The sequence below is a fragment of the Sphingomonas mollis genome (genome assembly GCF_016427505.1).
In the GTDB taxonomy this organism is placed as follows: domain Bacteria; phylum Pseudomonadota; class Alphaproteobacteria; order Sphingomonadales; family Sphingomonadaceae; genus Sphingomonas; species Sphingomonas mollis.
The window spans coordinates 47,858-73,961 of the sequence record NZ_JAELXS010000001.1 but is presented as its reverse complement, the minus strand read 5'-3'; the positions used below and the strand labels follow the sequence as shown (position 1 = coordinate 73,961).

The window sequence follows — 26,104 nt, the reverse complement described above, 5'->3', positions numbered from 1 at the left end:
TAATGTCTGGCCAAGGGTCGCTTGCATCAATCTGAGAAAATCGGCTCACTGTGGATAGGGCATAACGCCATTCCAAAGGGGCCGATTTTGTCAATCAACCGTTTTCTCGGCGCAACCGCGCTGGTAAGTTCCATGTTGCTCGGCGCAGTGGTATTGCCAAACTCTGCCATTGCGCAGACTGCGCCATCGACAAAAGATGATACGCCGATGGAGACCGGTACGCAGGTTGCCGCGGAAGCTGCGGAGGCTTCCGACGATACGGCTATCGTCGTAACCGGCTCGCGCATTGCCCGCCCCAATCTTGATTCGCCAGCACCGATTACGTCGCTGAGCGCGCAGGAGTTGACACAGACAGGTGACGTGTCGCTCGGCGACACGCTCAACAAGCTGCCTGCACTTCGCTCGACGTTTAGCGGATCGAACTCGACGCGGTTCATCGGAACGGCGGGGTTGAACGTTCTGGACCTTCGCGGTCTAGGAACGAATCGCACGCTGGTCATCGTCAACGGTCGCCGCCACGTGACCACGACACCCGGCGACAGCAGCGTGGACATCAACACGATTCCAGTCGATCTGATCGAGCGGGTAGATGTGGTGACGGGCGGTAACTCAGCCATCTATGGTTCCGATGCAGTGGCTGGCGCCGTTAACTTCGTTCTGAAACGTGATTACGACGGCTTTCGCCTTCGCGGCCAAAGCGGTGTAACATCGAAAGGCGATCGCCCGTCATATTTTGGCAGCCTGACCGCAGGTAAGAACTTCGGTGATGGACGTGGCAATATTGCCGCAGCACTGGAATACAGCCAGTCGGACGCACTTTATTTCACCGACCGTAGCCGTTATAGCACTACAGGCCGTCGTCAGTTTAATGCGACCGAGAATGTTCTGAACGAACCATCAACCGGAAACGGCGTTCCGGACACGACTTTCCTGCGGAATGTCCGCAACATCGCGATTTCCGAAGGCGGCGCATACACGTCGGCGTGTCCGACCGCAGTGGCCGGTGACGCAGCCAATGCCGCCCGTCGCGCTTTCAACTGCACCGGCGAATTCAGCAATACCGGTGCTGCACTTGGTCGCGTCTTTGTCTTCGACAACACCGGCAACCTCGTGCCCAACAACGTCGTGAAGGATTTCCGGCCCTTTGGTTCGGGTAATGCCATCGGCGGTCTGGGTTCGTCGCAACGCCTGACTGGCCAGTTGCAGCCGGGCGTCAAGCGCTATTCCGCCAATATCCTGGCACATTACGATGTCTCGGACGCGTTCCGGCCGTTTGTCGAGGCGAAGTATGTGCGTGTCGACGCACTTCAGGAAGGTCAGCCGACCTTCTTACAAGGTACGTTGCCGGCCACATACAGCGTCAACAATCCATATCTGAGCACGCAGGCTCGTTCGGTGCTCGCACAAAGCCTGGCGCCAGGCGCAACGACCTTCACGGCTCAGCGTATCAACGTCGACTTCGGTGCACGCGGTGAGGATCATCGTCGCGAAACCTATCGGATCGTTGGTGGTGTCGAAGGTACGTTCAATACCGACTGGCGTTACGAAGTTGCACTGAACTATGGGCATCTGGACACGTTCTACGCAACGCAGGGCAACGTAAATGTTCAGAAGTTCCGCAACTCGCAGAATGCGGTTCGCAACACTTCCGGCGCGATCGTTTGCGGCATAAACGCCGACGCGATCACCACCAATGACGACGCCAGTTGCGTGCCGGTCAATTTGTTCGGAATGAACACGCCGAGCGCTGCTGCATTGAACTACTTTGTTGTCAATTCGACGCGTCGCGAAAAGGCGGACCAGTACGACGCCACGGCGTTTGTCTCGGGTGACCTTTCGCAGCTGTTCGAATTGCCAGGTGGGCCAATCCAGTTCTCGATCGGTGGAGAATATCGTCGTGAAACCGCCTATTCCGCGTTCGACGACGTAACGCGCAGCGGCGCCACCTTCCTCAACGCCATCCCGATTTTCGATCCGCCCGCGCAGATCGTGAAGGAAGGTTATGGCGAAATTCGTATTCCCTTGCTCAAGGACGTTCCGTTCTTTCAGGAACTGACGATCGATGGCGCGGCTCGCGTTTCGAATTACAACATCGGCGCAACAGGGACCGTCTGGTCGTATAACGGCGGATTGACCTGGTCGCCGGTGCGCGATGTTCGCTTGCGGGGCAGCTATGCTCGCTCCGTTCGTGCGCCTACGCAGTCGGATCTGTTCTCTTCGCCGAGCCAGACCTTCCTGAACGGTCTGATCGATCCGTGCAGCCAGAACAATATCCGTGACAATCCCAACCGCGTCGCCAACTGCGCCGCGGCGGGCGTGCCCACGACCCAGACGTTCAACGGCATCACCGAGCCATTCACTAACGTGCCGACATCGGGCATCAGCGGCCTGAACGGAAGCAACCCAAATCTGCGTGAAGAAACTGCTGACAGCTTTACCGGAGGCGTTGTACTTCAGCCGAGCATGATCCCAGGCCTCACGTTGTCGGTCGATTACTACAATATCACGATCAACAACGTAATTTTCTCGTTGGCGCCGCAGACGATCATCAACCAGTGTTATGACAGCCCTAGCGGCATCAACAATCAGTATTGCGCTGCATTGACGCGCAATCCGAACGGCACATTTGCTGGACAGACCGGGGTCACCAACGGCGGTGTGCAGGTTTCCTTTCCGGCGACTGGTCAGTCGTTCCTGTCAGGTCCGTTTAATTTCGCGAAGCAGAAGACGTCGGGCATCGACGCAGATCTGAGCTACAGCCATAATTTTGGTGATACGAAGATCACGATGCGCGGTATTGTGAGCTATCTGATTAATCGTGACAATTACACGGACATTAATACGCCGGGCTACATCGACCAGCAGAAATTCGAAGTTGGCGATCCGGAATGGGCAGGCTCATTCACCATCAACGCCGATTTTGGTGTTTTTGATCTAAACTATAATATGCGGTATGTTGGCAAGCAGACTGTCGCCGCACAGTATGAAACGCAAAATTCTGTCCAAGGGCGCCCTGCGCTTAATCCTGATGCTTTCCCGTTTGTGTTTTACCCGGATGTTACTTATCACAATATCCGCATCGGAGCAGACATTAACGAGAAGTTCCGCTTCTATGCGGGCGTTGATAACGTTTTCGATAAGCAGCCACCTTACGATATCACCGGTACAACTGGCGCACAGGGAATCTATGAAAATGTTGGCCGCTTCATGTATGCAGGCTTCGAAGCAAAGTTTTAAGCGATAATACACTAGATAGGGCCGCCTAAGATAGGCGGCCCTTTTTGTTTGAATTAAGACTAAGAGACACTTACTTTTATTTAAACGTTTGACACCCAACGACGATCATATCGTGCGCCGAGGTTGGTCAACAATTCATACTGCGATACTGCTGCTATGATCGCATTGGACGCCAAGCGATAATCGATCGATACCCAAGCTTCGTCATCTGCATGGCAATTCGTTGGCAGTTTAAGTGCCACCAGATCCATCGAAACCCGCCCCAGCACCGGCAACCGATGTTCTCCAAAGCTGGCCGATCCAACCCCCGAAAACGCCCGCCGATACCCATCCGCATACCCCAGATTTATAATCGCCACCTCGGTATCCACCGCCGCCGTCCACGTCGCGTTGTACCCCACGCTCTCCCCCGCCCGCACGCGTCGGCGTTGCAGCACCTGCGCTTCCGGAAACACGACCTGCCGGATCGCCGCCGCCATCTCCGCACGCGGCACACCGCCATACAGCGCCAGTCCCGGCCGGGTCAGATCGAACGCATAATCCGCCCCCAGACCGATGCCCGCGGAATTGGCCAGGCTCATCCGCCGCGCGCCCGTCACGCCCGCCAATGCCGCGAACGTCGCCCGCTGGCGCTCGCTCATCGCACGGGCGGTGTCGGTGTCCTCGTCGGCGGAGGCGAGGTGGCTCATCAGCGTCTCGATCGCCAGACCGTCGAGCAGGCCACCGCGAACCTCGTCGGGCGATACGCCCAATCGGTTCATGCCCGTGTCCACCATCACGTCGCACGCACCGCCGCCCGCCGCCCGCCAGCGCGCGATCTGTTGCGCGGTGTTCAGCACCGGTCGTGCGAAGCCGGCCATCGCCGCCGGCATGTCCTCTGCCCGCACGCCGTGCAGCACCGATACCGGCAGGCCGAGCGGGGCCAGTGCCTGCGCCTCGCTCCATGTGGCGACGAAAAAATCGCGGCACCCCGCCGCCGCCAGCCGCTCCGCCACCCCGGTTGCGCCCAGACCATAGCCATCGGCCTTCACGGCCGCCCCGCATGCCGCACGGCCGCTCAGGCGATCCAGCGTGCGCCAGTTATGGACGAGGGCCTCGCTATCGAGACGCAGGCGGAGCGGAGCGGGAATATCGATCACGTCGGCGACATAAGCGCCGCCGCCGCATCCGTCGACCTATCGGTCGATCCGCCCGACCGGCACGGGCAATCGCCGCCCGCCCTCGTCCAGCATCGCCACCCGTACACCGAATGCCTGTTCCAGCAACGCCGGCGTCAACACCGTCGCCACCGGCCCGAACGCCAGCACGCCGCCGTCCTTCAGCAACAGAACATCGTCCGCCGCCCGCGCCGCCTGCACCAGATCGTGCAGCACCACGATGACGCCAGCGCCACCCTGCGCATGCGCCTGCAACCGCGCCAGCAGATCGATCTGGTGCGCGGGATCTAGACTGGCGAGCGGCTCGTCCGCCAGTAACCAGCGCGGCTCCCCCGCCAGCACCCGTGCCAGCAACACCCGCGCCCGCTCGCCGCCCGACAACTCGCCCACCGGCCGCATCGCCAGCGTCGCGGTATCGGTCGCCGCCATCGCCCGGTCGATCGCCACGGCGTCGAGCGCCGACGGTGCCACCGACGCGCGCCGATGCGGCAGACGGCCGAGCGCCACCACCTCGCGCGCCGGCATGTTCCAGTGGACCACCGCGTCCTGCGGCAGATATCCGATCGCCCTCGCTCGCGCGCGCGGGTCCATGTCGCCGATCGCCGCGCCGTCCAGCGTCACCGATCCGCTTGCCGTCACCAGCGCCGCCATCGCCTTCACCAGCGTACTCTTGCCCGCCCCGTTCGGCCCCAGGATCGCGGTGACGCGCCCCGCCTCGAACCGCGCCGACACGTCGCGCAGAATGGCACGCGTCCCCAGCCTCACCGACAGGCGATGGACGATCAGCGCCACGCCTCACCCCGCGACCGCAGCAAAAGCATCAGGAAGAACGGCGCCCCGATCAGCGCCATCGCCACGCCCAGCCGCACTTCCCCCGCCCCCGGCACCAGCCGCACCAGCGCATCGGCGACCAGCACCAGCACCGCGCCACCCAGGGCAGACGGCACCAGCAACGCCCCCGGCCGCGCCCCGAACACCGGCCTCAACAGATGCGGCACGATCAGCCCGACGAAACCGATCACCCCCGTCGCCGCCACGCCCGCCCCCACCGCCAGCCCGGTGCCGGCCACCACCAGCCCGCGCGTCCGCCCCAGATCGACGCCCAGCGACCGCGCCGCTGCCTCGCCCAAAGACAATGCATCCAGCGACCGCGCCGTCAGCAGCAACAGAGTCGCCCCCGCCGCCATCGGCGGCCCCGCCAGCGCCACGTCGCCCCAACCTCGATCGGTCAGCGCACCCATCAGCCAGTCCATCACCTCCGCCACCGCATAGGGATTGGGCGCGACCGAGATCACAAACGCCGTCAGCGCCCCCGCCAGGCTGGCCAGCACCGTCCCCGCCAGCACGAACGTCACCGTGCCATCCGACCGCCATGTCAGCGCCGCGAGCAACGCCATCGCCCCCGCCGCCGCGACGATCGCCGCCGCGAACACGCCCGCCCCCGTCGCCACGCCCGCGACGATCGCCGTCACCGCGCCCAGCGCCGCCGCCGACGACACGCCGACCACGCCCGGATCGGCCAGCGGATTGCGCAGATATCCCTGCAACACCGCGCCCGACAGGCCCAGCACCGCGCCCAGCGCCAGCCCCAGCACCGCCCGCGGCAATCGCAATTGCAGGATGATCCACCAGCGCGGATCGTCGGAAAACCACGCCGACAACGGCACGACCGACTTGCCCGTCATCAGCGACCCGGCAAACGACAGGCCGACCAGCGCCGCCAACAGCGCGAGCTTCATGGCCCGGCTCATGCCAGTTTCGCCCGGATCGCCATCAGTCGCCGCATCGCCGGCACGATGCTCGGTCCGCCGCAATTCACCAATTGCCGGGGGAAATTCGCCTCGACCGTATGAGGCAGCAACCGCCGGCGCAGATCGACGCCGCGCCCGCCCGCCGGCGCGATCACCACCTCGGGCGGTCGGGCCACCAGTTGCTCGGCGGGAAGGCGGCCGGTGAACTGCAAGCCATATGCCGTCGCCGCATTGGCGAACCCGGCCCGCGTCATCATCTCGTCGAGCAGCGTCCCGACCCCCGTCGCCAGATCGCCGGCAATGAACAGCAGCGCCGCCGGCCGTCTTCCCGTTGGGACCGGCGGCAACGATCGCTCGATCGCCGTCACCATCCGCTCCCCCGCCGCGCTCGCATCGACTGCCGCCGCGAGTTGCCGCACCTGCGCCTCGCTCGCCGCGATCGTCGCCGGTGCATCCAGATACAGCGTCTTCACCCCCGCCCGCGCGAACGCATCGCGGGTTGCGGGGGCGGTGAAGCTGGACGCGACGACCAGATCGGGCGCCAGCGCGATCACCTCCTCCGCCGTCCCCGCAGTCGCGCGAAAGCGGCGGGCGACCGCGATCGGTAGCGACGTCGCCACCGGGTCGTGCGAATAATGGCTGATCGCCGCGATCCGCGATGCCGGGACCAGCCGCACCAGCATCGCGTCCGCACACGGATTGACCGACACGATCCCCCCGCCCCCGCCCCTGAAGTCTGGCGGTGGCGACGCGCAGGCCGCCAGCGTCAGGGCAATGCTAAAGACGGGGGCGCTCACCCGCTTCACTGGTCCAGCTTCACCCGTATCCCGCCGAACGCCGCCCGCCCGACCGTGCCGTAACCGGCGACGCTGCGGTAATCCTCGTCGAACAGATTGTCGACGCGGCCATAGATCACCAGCCGCTCGCCGATCGGGAATTCGGCGCGCAGGCCCGCCAGCACATATCCGTCCAGCCGCACGGTGTTCGCCGCATTGTCGAAACTGTCGCCGACATGCGTGATCGTGCCGCCCAGCGACAGACCGAACGACCAGCGATAATCGGCGTTCATCGTCACCGTCTGATGCGGTCGCCGCGCCAGATCGCGTCCGAAATTGGCGCCCGGCGTCCGGTTCTCGCTGTCGATGTAATTGTAATTGCCCGTCACGGTGAACCCATCGACCGGCATCAACGCGATCGTCAGTTCGACACCCTCCGCATCGGCGCGCTGGATATTGTCATAGACGCCGAAGGGGCGCCCGACGCAGATCGAGCCGGCCGTGTTCCGCTCCGCCAGCGTGCACGACCGGAAATTGATCTGGTTCTTCGTCCGCCGGTTGAAATAGGTCGCGCCGACCCGCGCACGGCCGCCCAGAAACGTCTGCTCGACGCCCAGATCGTAATTGCGCGCGGTTTCCGGATCGAGCCGCCCGTTACCGAAATCGCTGTAGAGCTGGTACAGCGTCGGCGCCTTGAACCCCTCGCCATAGCTCGCGCGCAAGGTCGTACCCGTGTCCAGCGCCAGCGCCGCATCGCCGCCGAACGTGGTGTGGCTGCCGAACTGGTCGTGATCGTCGTTGCGGACGCCACCGGTCAGCGTCAGCATGTCGACCGGCTTCACGATCAACTGGCCATAAACGCTGGTGATGCCGACCGAATAGCGCGCGAAGTCATCGCCATAGCGGCTGGTCTCATGCTCGACGCCGCCGACCAGACGGGCTTGCTCGATCAGCCGGAAATCGCCCTGATACTCGTACCGCTCCGATCGCCCGCGACCGATGAACGACGGCTCGTCGCCGAAATCGGGCGCGTAATTGTCGCGGTTGATGTCGGCGATGGTGAACGCCGCGCGGTTGCGGAAGCGGCCATCGGCCAGATCGGCATGGACGCCGGCATAGCCATAGACTTCCTGCATCGTCGAATATTCGTTGGTGTCGGCGAAGGTGAAGGCCGGCGCCGGAAACCCGTCCAGCCGCGCCCGGCTATGCGCGTACCAGCCGCGCAGGTCGACGCCGATGCCCGGCACGATCTCGTATCCCAGCCGCCCGTTGGCGCCATATTGGCGATACCCGTCCCGCTCGCTGCCGACCGCTGCCGACGAGATGCCGTCGGTGCGCAGGTAGCCGCCGGTCAGCGATCCCGTCAGCCCGCCCGTACCACCGGCCACGCCGGCGCTGGTAAACACCTGATCGGCATAGCCATATTCGGCGTTGCCGCGCACGCGCAGCCCCTCGGTTGGCTGGGCGGTGATGATGTTGACCACACCGCCGATCGCCTGGCTGCCCCATGGCACCGAATTGGGGCCACGCAGGATTTCGATCCGCTCGACCGAACTCGACAACAGGTTGGCGAAATCGAAGCCGCCGCCCGGCGACGACGGATCGTTCACGCGCACGCCGTCGATCACCACCAGCGTCTGTTCGGCCTCCGCGCCGCGCAGGCGTACGCCGGTGAAGCCACCGATCGATCCGTTGCGCGTCACCGTTACACCCGGCATCGTCGCCAGCAGGTCGGAGACAACCACGGTCTGGCGGCGCTCGATCTCGTCGCGGTCGATGACGGTGATCGCCTGCCCGACCTCGCGCACCGATTGTTCGGCGCGGGTCGCGGTCACGACGATCCGGTCGTCATTGGTGGAGGGCTGGTCAAGGCTTTGGGCGGCGGCGGGCGCGGCGATCGCCGCGGCGGAGAGAAGCAAGTATTTCAGCATCGGGCACGTCCTTGCTGGCCGTGCGCGTGATTGCGACCGGCCGTCGGGCGTCGCTCGCTCGAGGGGGAACCCCTCGTCCGCTCCGGTACTCCCGCCGGCGCGAAGGATCGACCGTGACAGGCAGGTCTCCTGGCTTCCGGGTCGTCGCGAACCGCCCCGCCTTCCCGGAAAACGATCCAGTGGCATCATGGGGTGGCCGCTCGCCGGTCACAGTTGCGGGAACAGCGCCGGAACCGCGGGGGCTTCCCGCTCACCGACTTCCCTTTTGATCCCGTCGCCGGGAACCCGTCACGCGCCGGCGGTTACCGTACCGGGACCGCACGGGTCAACGCGGCTCAGCTGCCCTTGCGTCCGATCAGGGCAACACGCGTGGCCAATTCGTCACACACGGACGGCGTCACGAACTTCGACACATCGCCGCCATACAGCGCGATCTCCTTCACCAGCCGCGACGCGATCGGTTGCAGGCCGACATCGGCCATCAGGAACACCGTCTCGACGCTGCGGTTGATCTGCTGGTTCATGCCGGCCATCTGGTACTCATATTCGAAATCGGCGACCGCGCGCAGGCCGCGGACGATCACCTTTGCCCCCTCGCGCGTGGCGAAGTCCATCAGCAGCGAATCGAATGCGACCACATCGATTACACCCGGCACGTCCGCCACCTCGCGCCGCACCGTCGCCATTCGCTCGTCGAGCGTGAACATCGGCGACTTGGACGGATTGGTCGTGACCCCGATCACCAGCCGGTCGACCAGCTTCGCGCCGCGCCGGATGATGTCCATATGTCCCAGCGTCACGGGATCGAACGTCCCCGGATAGACGCCGACGCGGGTCAACGGTCGCGCTCCACCACATACCGCGCCACGGCGCGCAACAGATCGGCCTCGGCGCCATAGGCATGCAGGTGGCTGACGGCCTGATCGACCAGCATCGCGCACTGCGCCCGTGCGCGATCGACGCCCATCAGCGTCAGGAACGTCTCCTTGCCCGCTTCCTCGTCCTTGCGCAGTTTCTTGCCGGCCAGCGCCTCGTCCCCCTCGGCATCGAGCAGGTCGTCGGCGATCTGGAACGCCAGCCCCAGATCATGGGCATAACCGCGCAGGCCCGTGCGTCCCTCCGCCGGCAACCGGCCCAGGATCGCGCCCGCCTCCACCGCCGCGCAGATCAACGCGCCGGTCTTCATCTGCTGCAACCGGGTGACGGTGTTCAGGTCGAAGCGCGTCTGTTCCGCCGCCAGATCCATCATCTGCCCACCCGCCATGCCCGACGGCCCCGCCGCCCGCGCCAGATCGAGCACCAGTTCGGCACGCACGAACGGATCGGCATGCGTCGCCGGATCGGCCAGCACCTCGAACGCCAGCGCATGCAGGCAATCGCCCGCCAGGATCGCCGTCGCCTCGCCGAACGCCTTGTGCGCGGTCGGCTTGCCACGACGCAGGTCGTCGTCGTCCATCGCCGGCAGATCGTCATGGATCAGCGAATAGACATGGATCGCCTCGATCGCCGTCCCCACGAGCGCCGCACAGTCGCGATCGACCCCGAACAGATCGGCGGTGGCCATCGTCAGCAGCGGCCGCAACCGCTTGCCGCCACCGATCGCAGCGTGGCGCATGCAGCGGTACAGGTCGGCGCGCGGATCGTCCGGCACCGCCAGCAACTGGTCGAACCGGCGGTCGATATCGGCCGCCACGACGGCGATCGCATCGGGCAGCGAAGCGGGCAATGCGCTCACGCGATCAACCGGCGGCAAAGGGGCGCGTGCCCTGTGGCTTGCCCTCGGCATCCAGCCGGATCGCCTCGATCCGCGCCTGCGCCGCATCCAGCCGCTCGGCACAGCGCACGCGCAGTCGGTCACCGCGCTCGTACAGCCGGATCGATTCGTCGAGCGTCGCATCGCCGCTTTCCAGCCGGCCGACGATCCGTTCCAGTTCCTTCAGGGCGTCTTCGAACGACAGATCGTCGATCGCAATCTCAGGGGGCGTCTCCATCCCCCCGCTATGCGACAGGGGCGATGGGGTGGCAAGGATCGGCGATGGCCAGTTTGTACGCGAACCGCGACGGTCAGGATGCCGCCCCTCGTCATCCCCGGTACAACACGCCGCGACCGGCGGGATGCCCGGCGGTGTGGAATATGCTATCCGGTTCGACGAAGGAGTGTCCGATGACCACACTGATCGTCGCGGCGATATTCAGCCTGATGCTGGGTGGATTGGCCTGCCGGGCCGATGCCCGCTTCCGGCACGAGGATCGACTGCCGATGCAATGGTGGATCACGGGAGAGGTCACCTGGTCCGCGCCGCGTCGTCTGGCCCTTGCCTTCATACCGGCGGTTGCCATCGCCACCCTCGTCGTCTTCGTCATCATGTCGTTGACCGTCCCGCCCCGAGCGGGGCAGGAGGGCCTTGTGATACCCACACTGGCCGGCCTCGGCACGATGTTCATCGCGATCCAGCTCATGCACTTCTGGCTGATCGCGAAAACCCTGCGCCGGAAAACGGGCTGAAAGCGGCGGCCGTGGTCAGACCGGCTTTCGCCGATCCGCCATCGTCATGCCGCCGCTCCGCCTGCTCAACTGTGCCGAGACCCCTCAGTCCGCGAACGGATCGCGCACCAGGATCGTGTCCGCGCGCTGCGGACTGGTCGATACCAGCGCCACCGGACAGCGGATCAACTCTTCGACCCGGCGGATATACTTGATCGCCTGTGCCGGCAGGTCGGCCCAGCTCCGCGCGCCGGCGGTGGTGCCCTGCCAGCCCTCCATCGTCTCGTACACCGGCTCGACCGCCGCCTGATCCGCCGAGTGCGACGGGAAGTAATCCAGCGTCTCGCCGCGCAGGCGGTATCCGGTGCAGATCTTCACCTCGTCCATGCCGTCGAGCACGTCGATCTTGGTCAGGGCGATGCCGGTGATGCCGCCGACCGCCGCCGACTGGCGCACCAGCACCGCGTCGAACCAGCCGCAGCGGCGCTTGCGGCCGGTGACGGTGCCGAACTCATGGCCGCGCACGCCGAGTTGCTCGCCGATCGCATCTTCCAGCTCGGTCGGGAACGGGCCGGAGCCGACGCGGGTCGTGTACGCCTTGGCGATGCCCAGCACGAAACCGACACCCGATGGCCCGAGGCCGGAACCACCCGCCGCCGCGCCCGCAATCGTGTTCGACGAGGTGACGAAGGGGTAGGTGCCGTGATCGACATCGAGCAACACACCCTGCGCGCCTTCGAACAGAATACGCTTGCCGGCCGCGCGCGCCTCGTTCAGGTCGCGCCACACCGGCTTGGCGAAAGGCAGGACGAAGCCGGCGATTTCGCGCAGTTCGCCCAGCAACCGCTCGCGGTCGATCGGCGGTTCGCCGAAGCCGGCGCGCAGCGCGTCGTGATGCGCGGTCAGCCGGTCGAGCTGCGGCCCCAGATCATCCAGATGCGCCAGATCGCAAACCCGGATCGCGCGACGGCCGACCTTGTCCTCATAAGCCGGGCCGATGCCGCGCCGCGTGGTGCCGATCTTGCCCGCGCCCGACGCATCCTCGCGCAACCCGTCCAGATCACGGTGGAACGGCAGGATCAGCGCGCAATTGTCGGCGATGCGCAGCGTATCGGGCGTGGCATGGACACCCTGTTCGCCCAGCCGCGCGATCTCCGCCTTCAGCGCCCACGGGTCGAGCACCACGCCGTTGCCGATCACCGACGGCGTACCGCGTACGATGCCCGACGGCAGCAGCGACAGTTTGTAGACATTCTCGCCCACCACCAGCGTATGGCCGGCATTGTGCCCGCCCTGGAACCGGACGACCATGTCAGCGCGCTCGGCGAGCCAGTCGACGATCTTGCCCTTGCCCTCGTCGCCCCATTGCGCGCCGATGACCGCTACGTTCGCCATGTACAGGTTTCCCCCTGCCGGGGTCGATCCGTGCGCCCTTCGACAGGACTCGGCACACGAATGGTTCGATAGATGCGAGGGCGCGCCTAAAGGGGGATGGTGCCGGGGTCAACCGCCAAGCGGCATGCCGTTACCATGGCGGGCGTCCGGTTACCCGGCGGGAGTTACCGCCTGCGCCGCGCCCGCCACCCACCGGTGCGTACAGAGTTGCGCCTCGGGCGTATCGCCCGGCTCCAGCGCCGCCACCGTCACCCACCCGGCCGCGCGCATCGCCGCGCCTTCGTGTGCCGGCGTACCATGCGGCAGGAACAGTCGCCGCCGTGCCGGTGCCGCGCCGATGCCGCCGAGCATGTCGGCATAGAGCGAGAAGCCGGTCGCCGGCTCCTCGGTGCCATCGGGATGGACGATGACATAGGTGCCGCCACGCCCCAGTTCGCGCGCCGCGCCCGCCGCGAACAGCGAGAATCCCAGCCACGACTGATATTCGAAGCCGTGCCGCTCGGTCGGGTCCAGCGTCATCGCCGCCGTGTCGCCCAGCGCGGCCGCGATCGTCGCCAGCCCGTCAAGCCGGCTCGCCAGCACGCCGTCCGTATCGAACGCGCGCAACCGCGCCATCGCGCTGTCGAACGGCCCCGCCGCCTCGACCAGCGGCAGATAGGCCGGCGCGATCGCCGCGACCCCGCCCGCATCCTTGGCATCCAGCCGTTCGCGCAAAGGCCCGATCGCCTCGGCCGCCACCGGCAACGACCCCGTCGCCAGCGTATCGACCAGATCGGGCAGCGTGAAATCGATCGACACATCGACGATCCCCGCCGCCGCCAGCCCCTCGACCGCGACGCGCACGACCTCACAAGCGGCGGCGATCGAATCGAGACCGATCAATTCGGCCCCCACCTGCCGCCGCTCGCGCGCGGGGGCCAGTTGCGAGGCGCGCAGCTTCAGCACCGATCCGGCATAGGACAGCCGCACCGGTCGCGGGTGATGTCCCATCCGCGTCGCCGCGATCCGCGCGACCTGCGCCGTCATGTCCGGCCGGATGGCCAGCGTCGCCTGTCCGACCGGATCGACGAAGCGCACCGCGTCGGTCAGCCCGCCCGTCCCTTCGACTGGCCGGCCGTGCCGGCCGCTCAGGACAGGCTTCAATCTCACCGCCAGTTCGTCGGCGAATTCGGCCAGCGGCGGATCGACGCGCTCATATCCATGCAGCCGCGCCGCCTCCAACACGCGCGCCTCCACCGCCGCGGCGGCATCGGCCACCGGCGGCAGGCGGTCGTGGAATCCTTCGGGGAGCAAACCGGGCATCGTCATGCGCGCGCTGTTAGCGGCTAATCGCGGCCACGGCGATGCCCTTCCGTCGCACCGCACCACTGAGTCGGACAACCCTGAAGAGGTTCACGCGGAGACGCGGAGACGTCTCGTGCGGCGCAGCCCGTCATCTCCACAACGGCGACAATTTCAGACACGCCGTGTTATCATGCCAAACCCTTCATCGGGCGCCCCCCCTCCGCGTCTCCGCGTCTCCGCGCGAACCAATCTTATACTTACTGGCCCGACATACTCATCGCAGCGACGGAACAGGCTCTACCGGTGTGGCAGGGGGCAGCACCACCGGGGAAGCTCCGGTACGCGGTTTCAGAATGATCGGCCCCTTGGGGGGATCGGACAGCGGACCACCATTGCCCTTGCCGCGCCCCTTCAACAGGTCGATCTCAGCCTGCCGCCGTTGCAGGTAGAAATCACGCGAATTCGCGTACGGATCGGCCGCGCCGTCGTGCAACCGCTTAAGTGTCTCGTCAAATTCGGCCCGGTGGTCGAGCGCGCCCAGCACCCCGGCGGGAATCGCGAATTTCGGATCGGTGACGCCCTGCCCCAGCGTCACCGGCAACACGATCCGGTCGATCGCGCCGCCGAACAGGTCGCGCACCGTCGTCGGCCCGACGATCGGCAGGAACATGAACGGCCCGTTCGGCACGCCATAGAAACCCAGCGTGTTGGCGAACCCGTTGCTGCGGCGGGGCAGCCTGAACGGCTTCTTCTTCGCGACATCGAACAGGCCGATCGCGCCGATCGTCGTGTTGATCGCGAAGCGCCCCACCGTCTCGGCCGCCTTGCCGATCTTGTGCTGCAGGACGAAGTTCACGAACACCACCGGCTCGCGCAGGTTATAGAGGAAATTGTGGATACCGCGGCGCACCGGACCGGGGACCTTCTTCTTGTATGCCAGCGCCGCCGGACCCATCACCGCATTGTCGATCTTCTGCGTCACCGCGAACGACTCGGCGTTGACATCGGCAAAGGGATCGGGCGCCTCCCACCGCGCCCGCGCCGTGACCACGATATCGTTGTGGACGGCATCGACGGGGGCGTTGGCCGGAACAGGCGGCGGCGGTGCGACCGGGGTCGGGATCTGTGTCGGGACTGGCGGCGAAACGGGGGTGACCGCCGGCGGCGTCGATGGTGGCACAGCCTGCGCATCCGCCGGCGCGGCTGCCGCAGGATCGACCGGCACGACTTCCTGCACCACCGGATTGGTAGCCAGCAACAACGCCGTCGTCCATGCCAACACGCTCAATCGTCCTCCATCCGGTATCGCATACGTCCCATGCCTTTAACAAAGGCGAAGGACACGTGCTTATTCCGTCCGGGTCAGATTATTCCCGTGCGCGCCAGCGTGAACAGCACGACCGGCCACAAAACCGAATTGACGATGTCCTGCGTGGTATCGGCGATCCGCCACGATCCCACCCGCATCCGGTCGAACACTTCGTTGACCAGTTCCGCGACGATCACGATCACCAGCGGCCACACCGCACCGACATCGCCCGCCACGGCGACGCCCACGATCCATATCAGCATGCCGATATGGACGTGGAGCGTCGCGTGGTCGAGCCCGGTGGTGTTCGCCAGCCAGACCTTCAGGCGGTTATGTAAAGGCTCGCTCAGAACGACAGGCCCATCGCGACCTTGACGCCCGGCAGCGCCTTCACCTTGGCCAACAGGTCCGCCGTCACCGGCTCGTCCACCGACAGCAGCAGCACCGCCTCGCCACCGGCCTGACGACGGCCGAGGTGGAACGTGCCGATATTCACGCCCGCCTCGCCCAGCGCCGTACCCAGACGACCGATGAAGCCCGGCGCGTCCTCGTTGACGACATACAGCATCGGCCCATCCAGATCGGCCTCGACCTTGATGCCGAACAGTTCCACGATCCGCGGCGCGGCATCGCCGAACAACGTGCCCGCGACCGACCGCTCGCCGGCCTCCGTCTTCACCGACACGCGCAGCAGCGTGTGGTAATCGCCCTCGCGCTCGGTCCGCACTTCGCGCACCTCGATGCCGCGCTCGCGCGCCAGCACCGGCGCGTTGACCATGTTGGCGGTGTCGGTCTGCGTGCGCAGGAACCCGGCCAGTACCGCCTGCACCAGCGGCTTCTGGTTCAATTCGGCGGCGGCACCCTCCGCATGGATCGAAATGCGACCGATCGATCCGGTCGTCAGCTGCCCGACCAGCGAGCCCAGCTTTTCGGCCAGCGCCATGTACGGCTTCAGCTTCGGCGCTTCCTCCGCCGACAGGCTCGGCATGTTCAGCGCGTTGGTGACGCCGCCCGACACCAGGAAATCGGCCATCTGCTCGGCCACCTGGATCGCCACGTTCACCTGCGCCTCGGTCGTCGATGCACCCAGATGCGGGGTCGAGACGAAGTTCGGCGTGCCGAACAGCGGAGAGTCCTTGGCCGGCTCGGTCTGGAACACGTCGAGCGCCGCGCCGCCGACCTGGCCCGAATCCAGCGCCGCCTTCAACGCCGCCTCGTCGATCAGGCCGCCGCGCGCGCAGTTGATGATCCGCACACCCTTCTTCGTCTTGGCGATGTTCTCGGCCGACAGGATGTTGCGCGTCGAGTCGGTCAGCGGCGTATGCAGCGTGATGAAGTCGGCGCGCGCCAGCAGTTCGTCCAGCGTCACCTTCTCGACGCCCATCTCCACCGCGCGCTCCGGCGTCAGGAACGGATCGAACGCCACGACCTTCATCTTCAGCCCGCGCGCGCGGTCGGCGACGATGCCGCCGATATTGCCCGCGCCGATCAGGCCCAGCGTCTTGGCGGTCAGCTCGACCCCCATGAAGCGGTTCTTCTCCCACTTGCCGGCCTGCGTCGAGGCATCCGCCTCGGGCAACTGGCGGGCGAGCGCGAACATCAGGGCGATGGCATGTTCGGCGGTCGTGATCGAATTGCCGAACGGCGTGTTCATCACCACGACGCCCTTGGCGCTGGCGGCGGGGATATCGACATTATCGACGCCGATGCCGGCGCGGCCGACGACCTTCAGGTTCGTGGCATGCGCCAGTATCTCGGCGGTCACCTTGGTCGAGGAGCGGATGGCGAGGCCATCATACTCGCCGATCATCGCGATCAGTTCGGCCGGGGTCTTGCCGGTGATCTCGTCCACCTCGACACCACGCTCACGAAAGATCTGCGCGGCCTTGGGGTCCATCTTGTCGGAAATCAGTACCTTGGGCATGGAATATGTCCTTCTGCTCCCTCTCCCCTTCAGGGGAGAGGGCCGGGGAGAGGGGGAAGGGGAGAAGGTGGAGAGGCAGCGCACGGCCCCTCTCCCAACCAGTTCCGGGTCGGTCATGCCCCCGGCATGACCTGAACAGCGCGGGGCGCTGTTCACCCGGAACTCCCCTGAAGAGGGAGAGGGCTTTTAAGCGCCCTTGGCCACCGCGTAGGCCCAATCGAGCCACGGACCGAGCGCCTCGATATCCGCGGTATCGACGGTCGCCCCGCACCAGATGCGCAGACCAGCCGGCGCATCGCGATACCCGGCTACGTCATACGCCGCGCCTTCGGCTTCCAGCAGCGACGCCATCTTCTTGATAAGCGCCTCGTCCGCGCCCTCGACCGTCAGGCACACGCTGGTTTTCGACCGCGTCGCCGGATCGACCGCCAGATGGCCCAGCCAGTCGCGCTCCTCGACGATCCGGTCCAGCGCCGCCGCATTGGCATCGGAGCGCGCGATCAGCCCGCCCCCCTTTCCGTCGGCGCCCAGCGACTTGCCCCATTCCAGCGCGAAGATCGCATCCTCGACCGCCAGCATCGACGGGGTATTGATCGTCTCGCCCTTGAAAACGCCCTCGGCCAGTTTGCCCTTGGACACGAGGCGGAACACCTTCGGCAGCGGCCAGGCTGGCGTATAATTCTCCAGCCGCTCGACCGCGCGCGGCCCCAGGATCAGCACGCCATGCGCGCCCTCGCCACCCAGCACCTTCTGCCATGAGAAGGTCGCGACATCGATCTTCGCCCAGTCGATGTCATAGGCGAATACGCCCGACGTCGCGTCGGCAAAGGACAGTCCCTCGCGGTCGGCCGGAATGAAATCGGCGTTCGGCACGCGCACGCCGCTGGTGGTGCCGTTCCATGTGAAGAGAACATCGGTCGACCAGTCGATCGCCGCCAGATCGGGCAACTGCCCATAATCGGCGCGGATCACGGTCGGATCGATCTTCAACTGCTTGACGGCATCCGTCACCCAGCCCTCGCCGAAGCTCTCCCACGCCAGCGCCGTCACGCCGCGCGCGCCCAGCATCGTCCACATCGCCATCTCGAAGGCGCCGGTGTCCGATCCCGGCACGATGCCGATGCGGTGCGTCTCGGGGAGCTTCAGGACCTCGCGCATCAGGTCGATGCAATATTGCAGGCGCTGTTTACCGATCTTCGAGCGATGCGACCGGCCAAGGCTGGCGGTCGCCAGCGCGGCGGCATCCCAGCCCGGAGGCTTGGCGCAGGGACCAGAGCTGAAAAAGGGTCGGGCCGGCTTGGTAGCGGGCTTGGTCACACCCCGAACGTCGGGTGCGGTAACAGTATCCGTCAATGTATCTCTCCTCACAGAGAGCGCGCGCGGCGTTGGGACCGCGTGGCCCGCCGACGGCCCTAGCGATGTATGCTGACGGGTCAAGGGAGAGTTCGGCCATCGCGGCCCTTTTTCCGTTCAGGTGAATTTGCAAGGAGCGAAGAGTAAGGTTGGTTCGCGCAGAGGCGCGGAGGACGCGGAGGAAGTTCCGCCAAACTGCTATTGGAACCGATCATCGCCCTTTTCGCCTCCCCGGCGGAGGCCAGGGTCCAGTTGGGATAGCCGTAGTTATAATCACCAGCTGTAACCCAATTGGACCCCGGCCTTCGCCGGGGAGGAGGAGAGAGCGATGATTGATCCGATAACGATCCGGCGGAACTTCCTCCGCGTCCTCCGCGCCTCCGCGCGAAAACAAAACTTCTTCGCGCCTTCGCGTGAACCACTTTCCCAAAACGTGCCGATCCGCCTCCAAACCATAACCACGACCAACGCCCCATCGCATAAAGGCTGACAGCACCAGCCATGAACGGGATGATGGCGGCGATGCACCGTCTCGCCATCCTGCTTCTCGCCGTCGCCCTCACCGCCTGCGGCCGCACCGAACGCCCCGGCGCACCGCCCGCCTCCACCGCCCCCTCCGCCCGCCAGACCGCGCAATGCCATGCCGACCTGCGACGCGAGGGCGTCGATTTCCGCGTACTGCCCGACAAGGATTATGGCGGCGGTTGCGCGGTGCTGGGGGCGGTGCAGTTGCTCGATATCGGCGTGCCCGTTACCGGCGTCACCGCCATGCGGTGCGGCACGGCGCGGGCGTTCGCCGGGTGGGTGCGCAACGCGGTCGCGCCCGGCGCGTATCAGATGCTGGGCTCCGAACTGGCGAAGGTCGAGGGGTTCGGCACCTATGCCTGCCGCAACGTCGTCGGATCGCCGCGCAACGCCGGTCGCCGGTCGGGCCATGCGCTGGCCAATGCGGTCGATGTCGGCGGCCTGACGCTGAAGGACGGTCGCCGCATCACCATCTTGCGCGACTGGAACGCGCCGGACGAGCCGACGCGCAATTTCCTGCGCACGATCCGCGCATCCGCCTGTCGCCGGTTCGGCACGGTATTATCGCCCGATTACAACGCCGCCCACCGCGACCACCTGCATCTGGAGGATGACGGTGCCCGCTTCTGCCGTTGAGGGCCACCGAACTTTCGCCTAGATGCCTTGGATGACCGATCCACGAGCACCGAACCGCGTATTCCCCCCCGCCAGCGAAGACGCCGCCAGCGCCAAGACCGTCGTATCGACGCCGCAGACCGAGCATCCCGCCTATAAACTCGCATTCCAGGATATGGATTTCCTGTTGCGCGAGGATCTTCGCCCGGTGCGGTTCCAGCTCGAATTGCTGAAGGCGCAATTGCTGCTCGACGAAGCAAAAATCGCCTCGACCTTCGTCTTCTATGGCTCGGCGCGTATCCCGGAGCCGGAAAAGGCGCATGCGCTGCTGGAGATGGCCAGCGACGAGAAGTCGCGCAAGATCGCCGAGCGCCTCGTCGCCAAGAGCAAATATTACGAGGTCGCGCGCAAACTTGCCCGCATCACCAGCCGCCTGCCACGTGACGAGGCCGGGCAGCGTCACTTCGTTGTGTGTTCGGGCGGCGGTCCGTCAATCATGGAGGCCGCCAATCGCGGCGCGTCCGATGTCGGCGCCGAATCGATCGGCCTGAACATCGTCCTGCCGCATGAGCAGGCACCGAACCCCTATGTCACGCCGTCGCTGTCGCTGCAGTTCCATTATTTCGCGCTGCGCAAGATGCACTTCCTGCTCCACGCCCGCGCGCTGGCGGCGTTTCCGGGCGGCTTCGGCACGTTCGACGAGTTGTTCGAACTGCTGACGCTGATCCAGACCGGCAAGATCAAGCCGATCCCGGTGCTGTTGTTCGGCCGCGAATTCTGGGAACGCGTCATCGATTTCGACGCGCTGGTCGAGGAAGGCGTGGTGTCCGAACGCGATCTGGGCATCTTCACCTATGTCGAAACCGCCGAGGAAGCGTGGGACGTGGTGCGGCACTTCTATGAGGAACAGGCGAAGAAGGATGCCGAGGGGGTTTGAAGCCTCCTCGTGCTTCGGGTGCGTTGATCCCGTTAGGGCGGATTTGGAGTATGATGTCTTTGGCTTGATCCGTCATTGCGAGCGAAGCGAAGCAACCCAGGGCGTCACGCGCTAAGCTCTGGATTGCTTCGCTTCGCTCGCAATGACGGACGGGTTTATACCCGCCATCACGCGCGCCGTGCTCGTGCGAAGGCAGAAGCCCAGAGTCAGAAGCGATATGGTTCGTGACTCTGGATTCCTGCCTTCGCAGGAACACAGGAGTAGTTGTTGGCCGGTTCGGAACGGACGTTGCCTGATAGAGAATACAGATCGCCCAAACCCTGTTCCCCGGCGAAGGCCGGGGCCCAGATGGAAAGGCCGTGGCGAATCCATAACAGGCGTTCACCCAACCGGACCCCGACCTCCGCCGGGGAACAGCAGGCGCCACCCATCCCCCTATTGCCGCGCACCCTTGCGCGCCGCTTCCGGATCGACCGACGGCGCGCCGGTGGCGGGGGTGCCCGTATTGGCGATGTCGCCCGTTTCGCCGCGCGTATCCGCCTCAACCGTATTGCTCGCCGCGGCCACGTTGCCGCCGGCTTCCTCGGCCGCCGGCGCCGCACCGGCCGCGGGGGCGGCTGGCAACGGCAGGTTCGATCCCTGGCTGTTCAGATAGGCGATCACGTTCGCACGGTCCTCCGGGTTCGACAGGCCGGCGAAGGTCATCTTCGTCCCGTTGGCAAACTTGCGCGGAGACGTAAGCCACGCGTTCATCGTGTCGAACGTCCATTTGCCGCCGACCGCCTTCAGCGCGTCGGAGAAGGCGAAGCCGCCCTTGCCCTGCGCGATACCTTCGCCCAGCGTCGCGTACAGGTTCGGCCCGATGCCGTTCGCCCCGCCCTGCGCCACGGTGTGACAGGCGGCGCATTTCTTGAAGACCTCGGCGCCCTTCGCCGGGTCGGCGGTGGGCAGGAGCGAGGCGATCGCGACCTCAGGACCGGCGCCGCCGGCGCCCGCTTCCTCGACGCCCTCGATCGCGTAGCCCATCTTTTCGGGGCGATGGCCCTCGAAGATCATGCCGCCGACGATCGCCGACCCGAGCGCGATCATGCCCGCGCCCAGCGCCCATCCGGCAATCGTGTTGGTCTTCAGGTCCATCATTCGCCCCTAAAACTTTGTTCGATCCTTAGGAAACGCTGGCGCACACCGCAAGCCGCGCTTGATCGCGGGCCGCCGTCTGTTACCGCGCGCCGCCATGCAGAGCTTTGCCGCCCCCGCGCTGAAACTGGTCGACTCCATGACCGCCGCCGCCGCCGCCCGGCCGGAACGCGCTGTCGCGTTTCAGGGCGCGCCCGGCGCCAACAGCCATGTCGCCGCGCGCGAAGCATTCCCCGACGGCCTGCCGCTGCCCTGTTTCGACTTCGCCGACGCGCTGGACGCGGTGAAGGACGGGCGCGCGGATTGCGCGGTCATCCCGATCGAGAATTCGCTGCACGGCCGCGTCGCCGACATGCATTTCCTGCTGCCCGAATCGGGGCTGGCGATCACCGGCGAACATTTCCTGCCGATCCGCCACGCATTGATGGGCAGCGGACCGATGGCCGGCATCCGCCAGGCGATGAGCCATCCGCAGGCGCTGGGCCAGTGCCGCCATTGGCTGCGCGCGCACGGCATCGCCCCCGTCGCCTATCCCGACACCGCCGGCGCCGCCGCGATGGTGGCGGAGATGGGCGACCCCAGCGTCGCCGCGCTCGCCCCGCCCGGGGCCGCCCGGCTGTACGGGCTGGACCTGATCGCCACCGACATCGCCGATGCCGATCACAACACCACCCGCTTCGTCACGCTGGCGCGCGGCAGCCGGCCGGCGGTGGGCGACGGGCCGTGGATGACGACGATCATCTTCGAGGTGCGCAACGTCCCCGCCGCGCTGTACAAGGCGCTGGGCGGCCTCGCCACCAACGGCGTGCAGATGTTCAAGCTGGAAAGCTATCAACGCGGCGGCAGCTTCGCGGCGACCGAATTCTATGCCGATGTCGAGGGACGGCCCGGCGAGACCGGTTTCGATCGCGCGCTGGAGGAACTGGGGTTCCATTCCAAATGGATGCGCGTGCTCGGCACCTATCCACAGGCGCGGGCGCGCGGTTAAGGCATCACTCCGCCGCCCACGCCGTCAGCAGGTTGTACGCGATGGCATAGGGTGGCGGCGCGATAAACGGCCCCGCCTCGCCCGCCAGCACCGCACGCACATCGGCCCGCGACACCCAGATCGCATCCTCCAGCTCGTTGCGGTCGATCGTCAGCACATCCGACGCCGCGCGGCCGATGCACGCGATCATCAGCGACGACGGGAACGGCCAGGGCTGGCTGGCGACATAGCGCACGTCGGTGACGACCACGCCGGCCTCCTCCGCCACCTCGCGCGCCACCGCTTCCTCGATCGATTCGCCGGGTTCCAGAAACCCGGCCAGCGCCGAATATCGCCCCGCCGGCCAGTTCTTCCCCCGGCCCAGCAGCGCGCGGCCGTCATGCTCGGCGATCATGATGACCACCGGATCGACGCGCGGGAAATGCTCCGTCCCGCAGGCGTCGCATCGCCGCCCCCAGCCGGCACGGAACATCGCGGTCGCCGTGCCGCAATTGGCGCAGAAGCCATGCCGCACATGCCAGTCGATCACGCTGCGCGCCGCGGCATAGGTCGCCGCCTCCCCGGCCCTGAGCGAGGCGAGCAGCGCCATCAACGCCGGCGACCGCATCGCCGGCGCGTTGTCGACCCGCATCCCCGCCGTCAGCGCGGTGAAATGCGGACGCCCGCCATCGTCCAGCCCCAGCAGGATCGGCTGCGCCCCCGCCGGCAGATCGGCCAGCGCCGTCCAGCCGAGCAACCCGTCGTCCGCCACAGGCAACAATCCGTCCAGCACCAACAGCCGCGCCGCCGGATCGGCCAGCGCCGCCGCCAGCGCGCCCGTGTCATGACGCAGCGCATCCGCACGATCGAGCGCCCCGCCGATGAAGCCGATCCCTGAAACGCCCGTCACAGCCCCAGCCGTGCCCGATCCTTCAGCAACGCCGCGCCGACATCGGTCGCCAGCGGATAGCGATCGGCGGGGAAGTAATTGACCATGATCGTCGCCCGCGCATGTCGCACCGGATCGATCCACGCCAGCGTCCCCGCCGCCCCGCCCCAGCCATAGGAACCCTTGGGCAACCGCCCCGGCTGGTCGACGATATTGGAAAAGCCGCCCGCGCCATATCCCTGCTTCGTGCCGTCGCTGTCGAAGAAGACGCCGGCCGGCAACAGGTTCGACATACCCCGCCGCACCGTATCCTCCTTCATCACCCGCACGCCATCGACCGTCCCGCCATTGGCCAGCATCGCGAGGAACCGGTCGTAATCGCGCGCCGACGACACCAGCCCGGCGCCACCATAGGGAAAGCTCGGCTGTTGCAGGAAGATCGACGTCGCACCGGGATCGAGCGGCACGCGCGTATCGCCGACGAAGGTATAGTTCGTCGCCAGCCGCTGCGCCTGCGCCGCCGGCACCGCGAAAAACGTCGAAGTCATGCCCAGCGGCGTGAAGAACCGCGTCTGGAGGAAGCGGTCGAACGGCATGCCGCTCGCCACCTCGATCACCCGGCCCAGCACGTCCAGCCCGATCGAATAACTCCACTTCGTCCCCGGCTCCGCGATCAGCGGCACCGTCGCGACCCGGTCGGCGAATTCGGCCAGCGTCTTCGGCCGCACTTGCTTCATCTTCACCTCGGCGGCGGGATTGATCGCCAGCGGCAACAGGCCCAGCCGCTCATACTCCTTCAGCAACGGCCCTTTGGCGACGATCGAATAACTCAGGCCGGCTGTATGGGTCAGCAGGTTGCGGATCGTGATCGGCTTCGTCGCCGGCACCGAATCAAGGCTGGTATCCGGGCTGGTCAGGACCCGCATCTTCGCGAAAGACGGGATGTATTTCGACACCGGATCATCCAGCCCGATCCTGCCTTCCTCGATCAACAGCATCGCCGCCATGCCGGTGATCGGCTTGGTCATCGAATAGACGCGCCACAGCGCATCGGGGCCGGCGGCCAGCGCGGTCGGCTCCGCCGCGATCCGCCCCGCCTGTACGAACACCGGCGGCAGATTGCCCGCGCCGAACGCCCCGACGATCCCCGTCAGCTTGCCGTCACGGACATAGCTGGCGAACATCGCCTGCGTCGCGGGCAGCGGCGTTGCCGTGTTCGCAGCCGGGGCGGCCGGGGCCGGCTGGCGCGGAACCTGCCGCTGCGCCTGACGGGCATCGACGGCGGACAGGGCAGGCGCCACCAGCAACAGCGGCAGGGATAAGGCGAATATCGGCTTCATGCGGTACTCCTGGAGACGGGATCGATGATGGCCCTCGCGGCCTTTGCGAACAAGGTGGGCAATCCGGCCGAATCCAGATTGTCGATCGGCCACCACTCGCCCGCCACGTCGCCGGTTACGTCGTTGGCCAGCCACGCAGGCTCGGCGGTGGCGAGCGCCAGATCGAGATCGAAATGCGTGAAGCCATGCGCGACCCGCTCCGGCCGCCAGCGCCAGTCCGCCGCGACCGGCGCCTCCGCCAGCCCCGGCGGCTCGTCGCTCCACGGCCCGGTCGGCAACGCCCGCATTCCGCCCAGCAGGCCCTTGTCCGGCCGCCGCACCAGCAGCACCCGGCCGTCATGCTCCAGCCAGAAGATCGTACCGTGCCGCTGCGGCTTGGCGCGCTTGGCCGCCTTGGCCGGCAGTCGTTCCTGAATACCCTCGGCATGCGCCCGGCAATCGACGCGGATCGGACAGAGCAGGCAGCGCGGGCGACGGCTGGTGCAGATCGTCGCGCCCAGATCCATCATCGCTTGCGCGAAATCGCCCGCCCGCGCCCGCGGCGTGATCGTCGCGGCGGCGGCGCGGATCGCGGGGCGCGCGGCGGGCAGCGGCGTTTCGATCGCGAACAGCCGGGCGACCACCCGCTCGACATTGGCATCGACCACCACCGCCTGTTCGCCGAACGCGATCGCCGCCACCGACGCGGCGGTATAGGCGCCCAGCCCCGGCAACGCGCGCAGGGCCGCCTCGGTACGCGGAAACGCGCCGCCATGATCCGCCACCACCGCGCGCGCCGCCTTCACCAGATTGCGGGCGCGGGCGTAATATCCCAGCCCCGCCCACGCGGCCATCACGTCCGCCTCGTCGGCGGCGGCCAGGCTGGCGATATCGGGCCACCGCGCCACCCACTGTGCGAATCGGGGCCGCACCGTCGCCACCGTCGTCTGCTGCAGCATCACCTCGGACAGCCACACGCGGTACGGGTCGGCGACCTCGCCCGGCCGCGCCCGCCACGGCAGGTCGCGGGCGGCGACGTCGTACCACGCCAATAGATGGTCCGGCACGCGATCGGCCGCAGAAGAGCGCTTGGCGTCCACGCCGCTGCTATGG

The 26,104-nt window shown here is 66.4% G+C and carries 23 protein-coding genes and 1 riboswitch; of the genes, 5 read left to right on the top strand and 18 right to left on the bottom strand.

What is annotated here, in order from left to right:
• Positions 1-21 precede the first annotated feature (21 nt).
• On the top strand, positions 22-3,237 hold the full coding sequence (locus JAO74_RS00325; protein WP_233150523.1) for a TonB-dependent receptor domain-containing protein: 3,216 nt from the start codon (positions 22-24) through the stop codon (positions 3,235-3,237).
• Positions 3,238-3,317: 80 nt separating this feature from the next.
• Here JAO74_RS00325 and alr read toward each other — a convergent pair whose 3' ends face one another.
• The 8 genes from alr to JAO74_RS00285 all read right to left on the bottom strand — a co-directional run bounded on the left by alr (position 3,318) and on the right by JAO74_RS00285 (position 10,843).
• Entirely contained in the window at positions 3,318-4,367 is a 1,050-nt protein-coding gene (gene alr / locus JAO74_RS00320) for an alanine racemase (protein WP_199035041.1), read from the bottom strand.
• 45 nt (positions 4,368-4,412) lie between these two features.
• Positions 4,413-5,186, bottom strand: a complete 774-nt coding sequence (locus JAO74_RS00315) for an ABC transporter ATP-binding protein (RefSeq protein ID WP_199033894.1) — start codon at positions 5,184-5,186, stop codon at positions 4,413-4,415.
• A complete protein-coding gene (locus tag JAO74_RS00310; RefSeq protein ID WP_199033893.1) occupies positions 5,177-6,145 on the bottom strand; it encodes a FecCD family ABC transporter permease in 969 nt (322 codons plus the stop codon). The genes JAO74_RS00315 and JAO74_RS00310 overlap by 10 nt, the downstream gene beginning before the upstream one ends.
• Positions 6,142-6,942, bottom strand: a complete 801-nt coding sequence (locus JAO74_RS00305; RefSeq protein ID WP_199033892.1) for an ABC transporter substrate-binding protein — start codon at positions 6,940-6,942, stop codon at positions 6,142-6,144. Before JAO74_RS00305 ends, JAO74_RS00310 begins: the two co-directional genes overlap by 4 nt.
• Positions 6,943-6,947: 5 nt before the next feature.
• Complete coding sequence (locus JAO74_RS00300) at positions 6,948-8,852, bottom strand: TonB-dependent receptor plug domain-containing protein (RefSeq protein WP_199033891.1); 1,905 nt, start codon at positions 8,850-8,852, stop codon at positions 6,948-6,950.
• A 102-nt stretch (positions 8,853-8,954) separates the two neighbouring features.
• Positions 8,955-9,156: riboswitch (cobalamin riboswitch) on the bottom strand.
• A 31-nt stretch (positions 9,157-9,187) separates the two neighbouring features.
• Positions 9,188-9,691 (bottom strand): pantetheine-phosphate adenylyltransferase, encoded by a 504-nt coding sequence (gene coaD, locus JAO74_RS00295; protein WP_199033889.1) that lies wholly within the window; start codon positions 9,689-9,691, stop codon positions 9,188-9,190.
• Positions 9,688-10,587 carry a polyprenyl synthetase family protein gene (locus JAO74_RS00290; protein ID WP_332908689.1) on the bottom strand — a complete coding sequence of 300 codons (900 nt, stop codon included), beginning with the start codon at positions 10,585-10,587 and terminating at the stop codon, positions 9,688-9,690. Before JAO74_RS00290 ends, coaD begins: the two co-directional genes overlap by 4 nt.
• A 4-nt stretch (positions 10,588-10,591) precedes the next feature.
• The gene (locus JAO74_RS00285) at positions 10,592-10,843 is read right to left on the bottom strand and encodes an exodeoxyribonuclease VII small subunit (RefSeq protein WP_199033885.1); all 252 of its coding nucleotides are present in this window, start codon (positions 10,841-10,843) and stop codon (positions 10,592-10,594) included.
• A gap of 173 nt (positions 10,844-11,016) precedes the next feature.
• Here JAO74_RS00285 and JAO74_RS00280 point away from each other — a divergent pair, with 173 nt between their 5' ends.
• Positions 11,017-11,358: a hypothetical protein gene (locus tag JAO74_RS00280; protein WP_199033883.1), complete on the top strand. Its 342-nt coding sequence runs from the start codon at positions 11,017-11,019 to the stop codon at positions 11,356-11,358.
• Between the two features lie 84 nt (positions 11,359-11,442).
• Here the strand turns inward: JAO74_RS00280 and JAO74_RS00275 are convergent, their stop codons facing one another.
• The 6 genes from JAO74_RS00275 to JAO74_RS00250 form a co-directional block, all read right to left on the bottom strand.
• Complete coding sequence (locus JAO74_RS00275) at positions 11,443-12,732, bottom strand: adenylosuccinate synthase (protein ID WP_199033881.1); 1,290 nt, start codon at positions 12,730-12,732, stop codon at positions 11,443-11,445.
• 150 nt (positions 12,733-12,882) lie between these two features.
• Positions 12,883-14,040 carry an ATP phosphoribosyltransferase regulatory subunit gene (locus JAO74_RS00270; protein ID WP_199033879.1) on the bottom strand — a complete coding sequence of 386 codons (1,158 nt, stop codon included), beginning with the start codon at positions 14,038-14,040 and terminating at the stop codon, positions 12,883-12,885.
• A 250-nt stretch (positions 14,041-14,290) separates the two neighbouring features.
• Entirely contained in the window at positions 14,291-15,298 is a 1,008-nt protein-coding gene (locus tag JAO74_RS00265; protein WP_332908718.1) for an MlaA family lipoprotein, read from the bottom strand.
• 80 nt (positions 15,299-15,378) lie between these two features.
• Entirely contained in the window at positions 15,379-15,588 is a 210-nt protein-coding gene (locus JAO74_RS00260) for a hypothetical protein (RefSeq protein WP_199033875.1), read from the bottom strand.
• Positions 15,589-15,671: 83 nt separating this feature from the next.
• Positions 15,672-17,249: a phosphoglycerate dehydrogenase gene (serA, locus tag JAO74_RS00255; RefSeq protein WP_199033873.1), complete on the bottom strand. Its 1,578-nt coding sequence runs from the start codon at positions 17,247-17,249 to the stop codon at positions 15,672-15,674.
• Between the two features lie 186 nt (positions 17,250-17,435).
• Positions 17,436-18,602, bottom strand: a complete 1,167-nt coding sequence (locus JAO74_RS00250; RefSeq protein ID WP_199033871.1) for a phosphoserine transaminase — start codon at positions 18,600-18,602, stop codon at positions 17,436-17,438.
• A 501-nt stretch (positions 18,603-19,103) separates the two neighbouring features.
• Here JAO74_RS00250 and JAO74_RS00245 point away from each other — a divergent pair.
• Both JAO74_RS00245 and JAO74_RS00240 read left to right on the top strand, forming a co-directional pair.
• Positions 19,104-19,763 (top strand): extensin family protein, encoded by a 660-nt coding sequence (locus JAO74_RS00245; protein WP_233150522.1) that lies wholly within the window; start codon positions 19,104-19,106, stop codon positions 19,761-19,763.
• 31 nt (positions 19,764-19,794) lie between these two features.
• Positions 19,795-20,679 carry an LOG family protein gene (locus tag JAO74_RS00240; RefSeq protein ID WP_199033870.1) on the top strand — a complete coding sequence of 295 codons (885 nt, stop codon included), beginning with the start codon at positions 19,795-19,797 and terminating at the stop codon, positions 20,677-20,679.
• A 435-nt stretch (positions 20,680-21,114) separates the two neighbouring features.
• Here the strand turns inward: JAO74_RS00240 and JAO74_RS00235 are convergent, their stop codons facing one another.
• Positions 21,115-21,816 (bottom strand): c-type cytochrome, encoded by a 702-nt coding sequence (locus tag JAO74_RS00235; RefSeq protein WP_199033869.1) that lies wholly within the window; start codon positions 21,814-21,816, stop codon positions 21,115-21,117.
• 97 nt (positions 21,817-21,913) lie between these two features.
• Here JAO74_RS00235 and JAO74_RS00230 point away from each other — a divergent pair, with 97 nt between their 5' ends.
• Complete coding sequence (locus JAO74_RS00230; RefSeq protein WP_199033868.1) at positions 21,914-22,804, top strand: prephenate dehydratase; 891 nt, start codon at positions 21,914-21,916, stop codon at positions 22,802-22,804.
• Between the two features lie 4 nt (positions 22,805-22,808).
• Here JAO74_RS00230 and nudC read toward each other — a convergent pair whose 3' ends face one another.
• The 3 genes from nudC to JAO74_RS00215 are packed head-to-tail and all read right to left on the bottom strand — an operon-like array spanning position 22,809 to position 26,091.
• Positions 22,809-23,693 (bottom strand): NAD(+) diphosphatase, encoded by an 885-nt coding sequence (gene nudC / locus JAO74_RS00225; RefSeq protein WP_199033867.1) that lies wholly within the window; start codon positions 23,691-23,693, stop codon positions 22,809-22,811.
• Entirely contained in the window at positions 23,690-25,012 is a 1,323-nt protein-coding gene (locus JAO74_RS00220; RefSeq protein WP_199033866.1) for a serine hydrolase domain-containing protein, read from the bottom strand. Before JAO74_RS00220 ends, nudC begins: the two co-directional genes overlap by 4 nt.
• The gene (locus JAO74_RS00215) at positions 25,009-26,091 is read right to left on the bottom strand and encodes an A/G-specific adenine glycosylase (RefSeq protein WP_199033865.1); all 1,083 of its coding nucleotides are present in this window, start codon (positions 26,089-26,091) and stop codon (positions 25,009-25,011) included. Before JAO74_RS00215 ends, JAO74_RS00220 begins: the two co-directional genes overlap by 4 nt.
• Between the last annotated feature and the right edge of the window lie 13 nt (positions 26,092-26,104).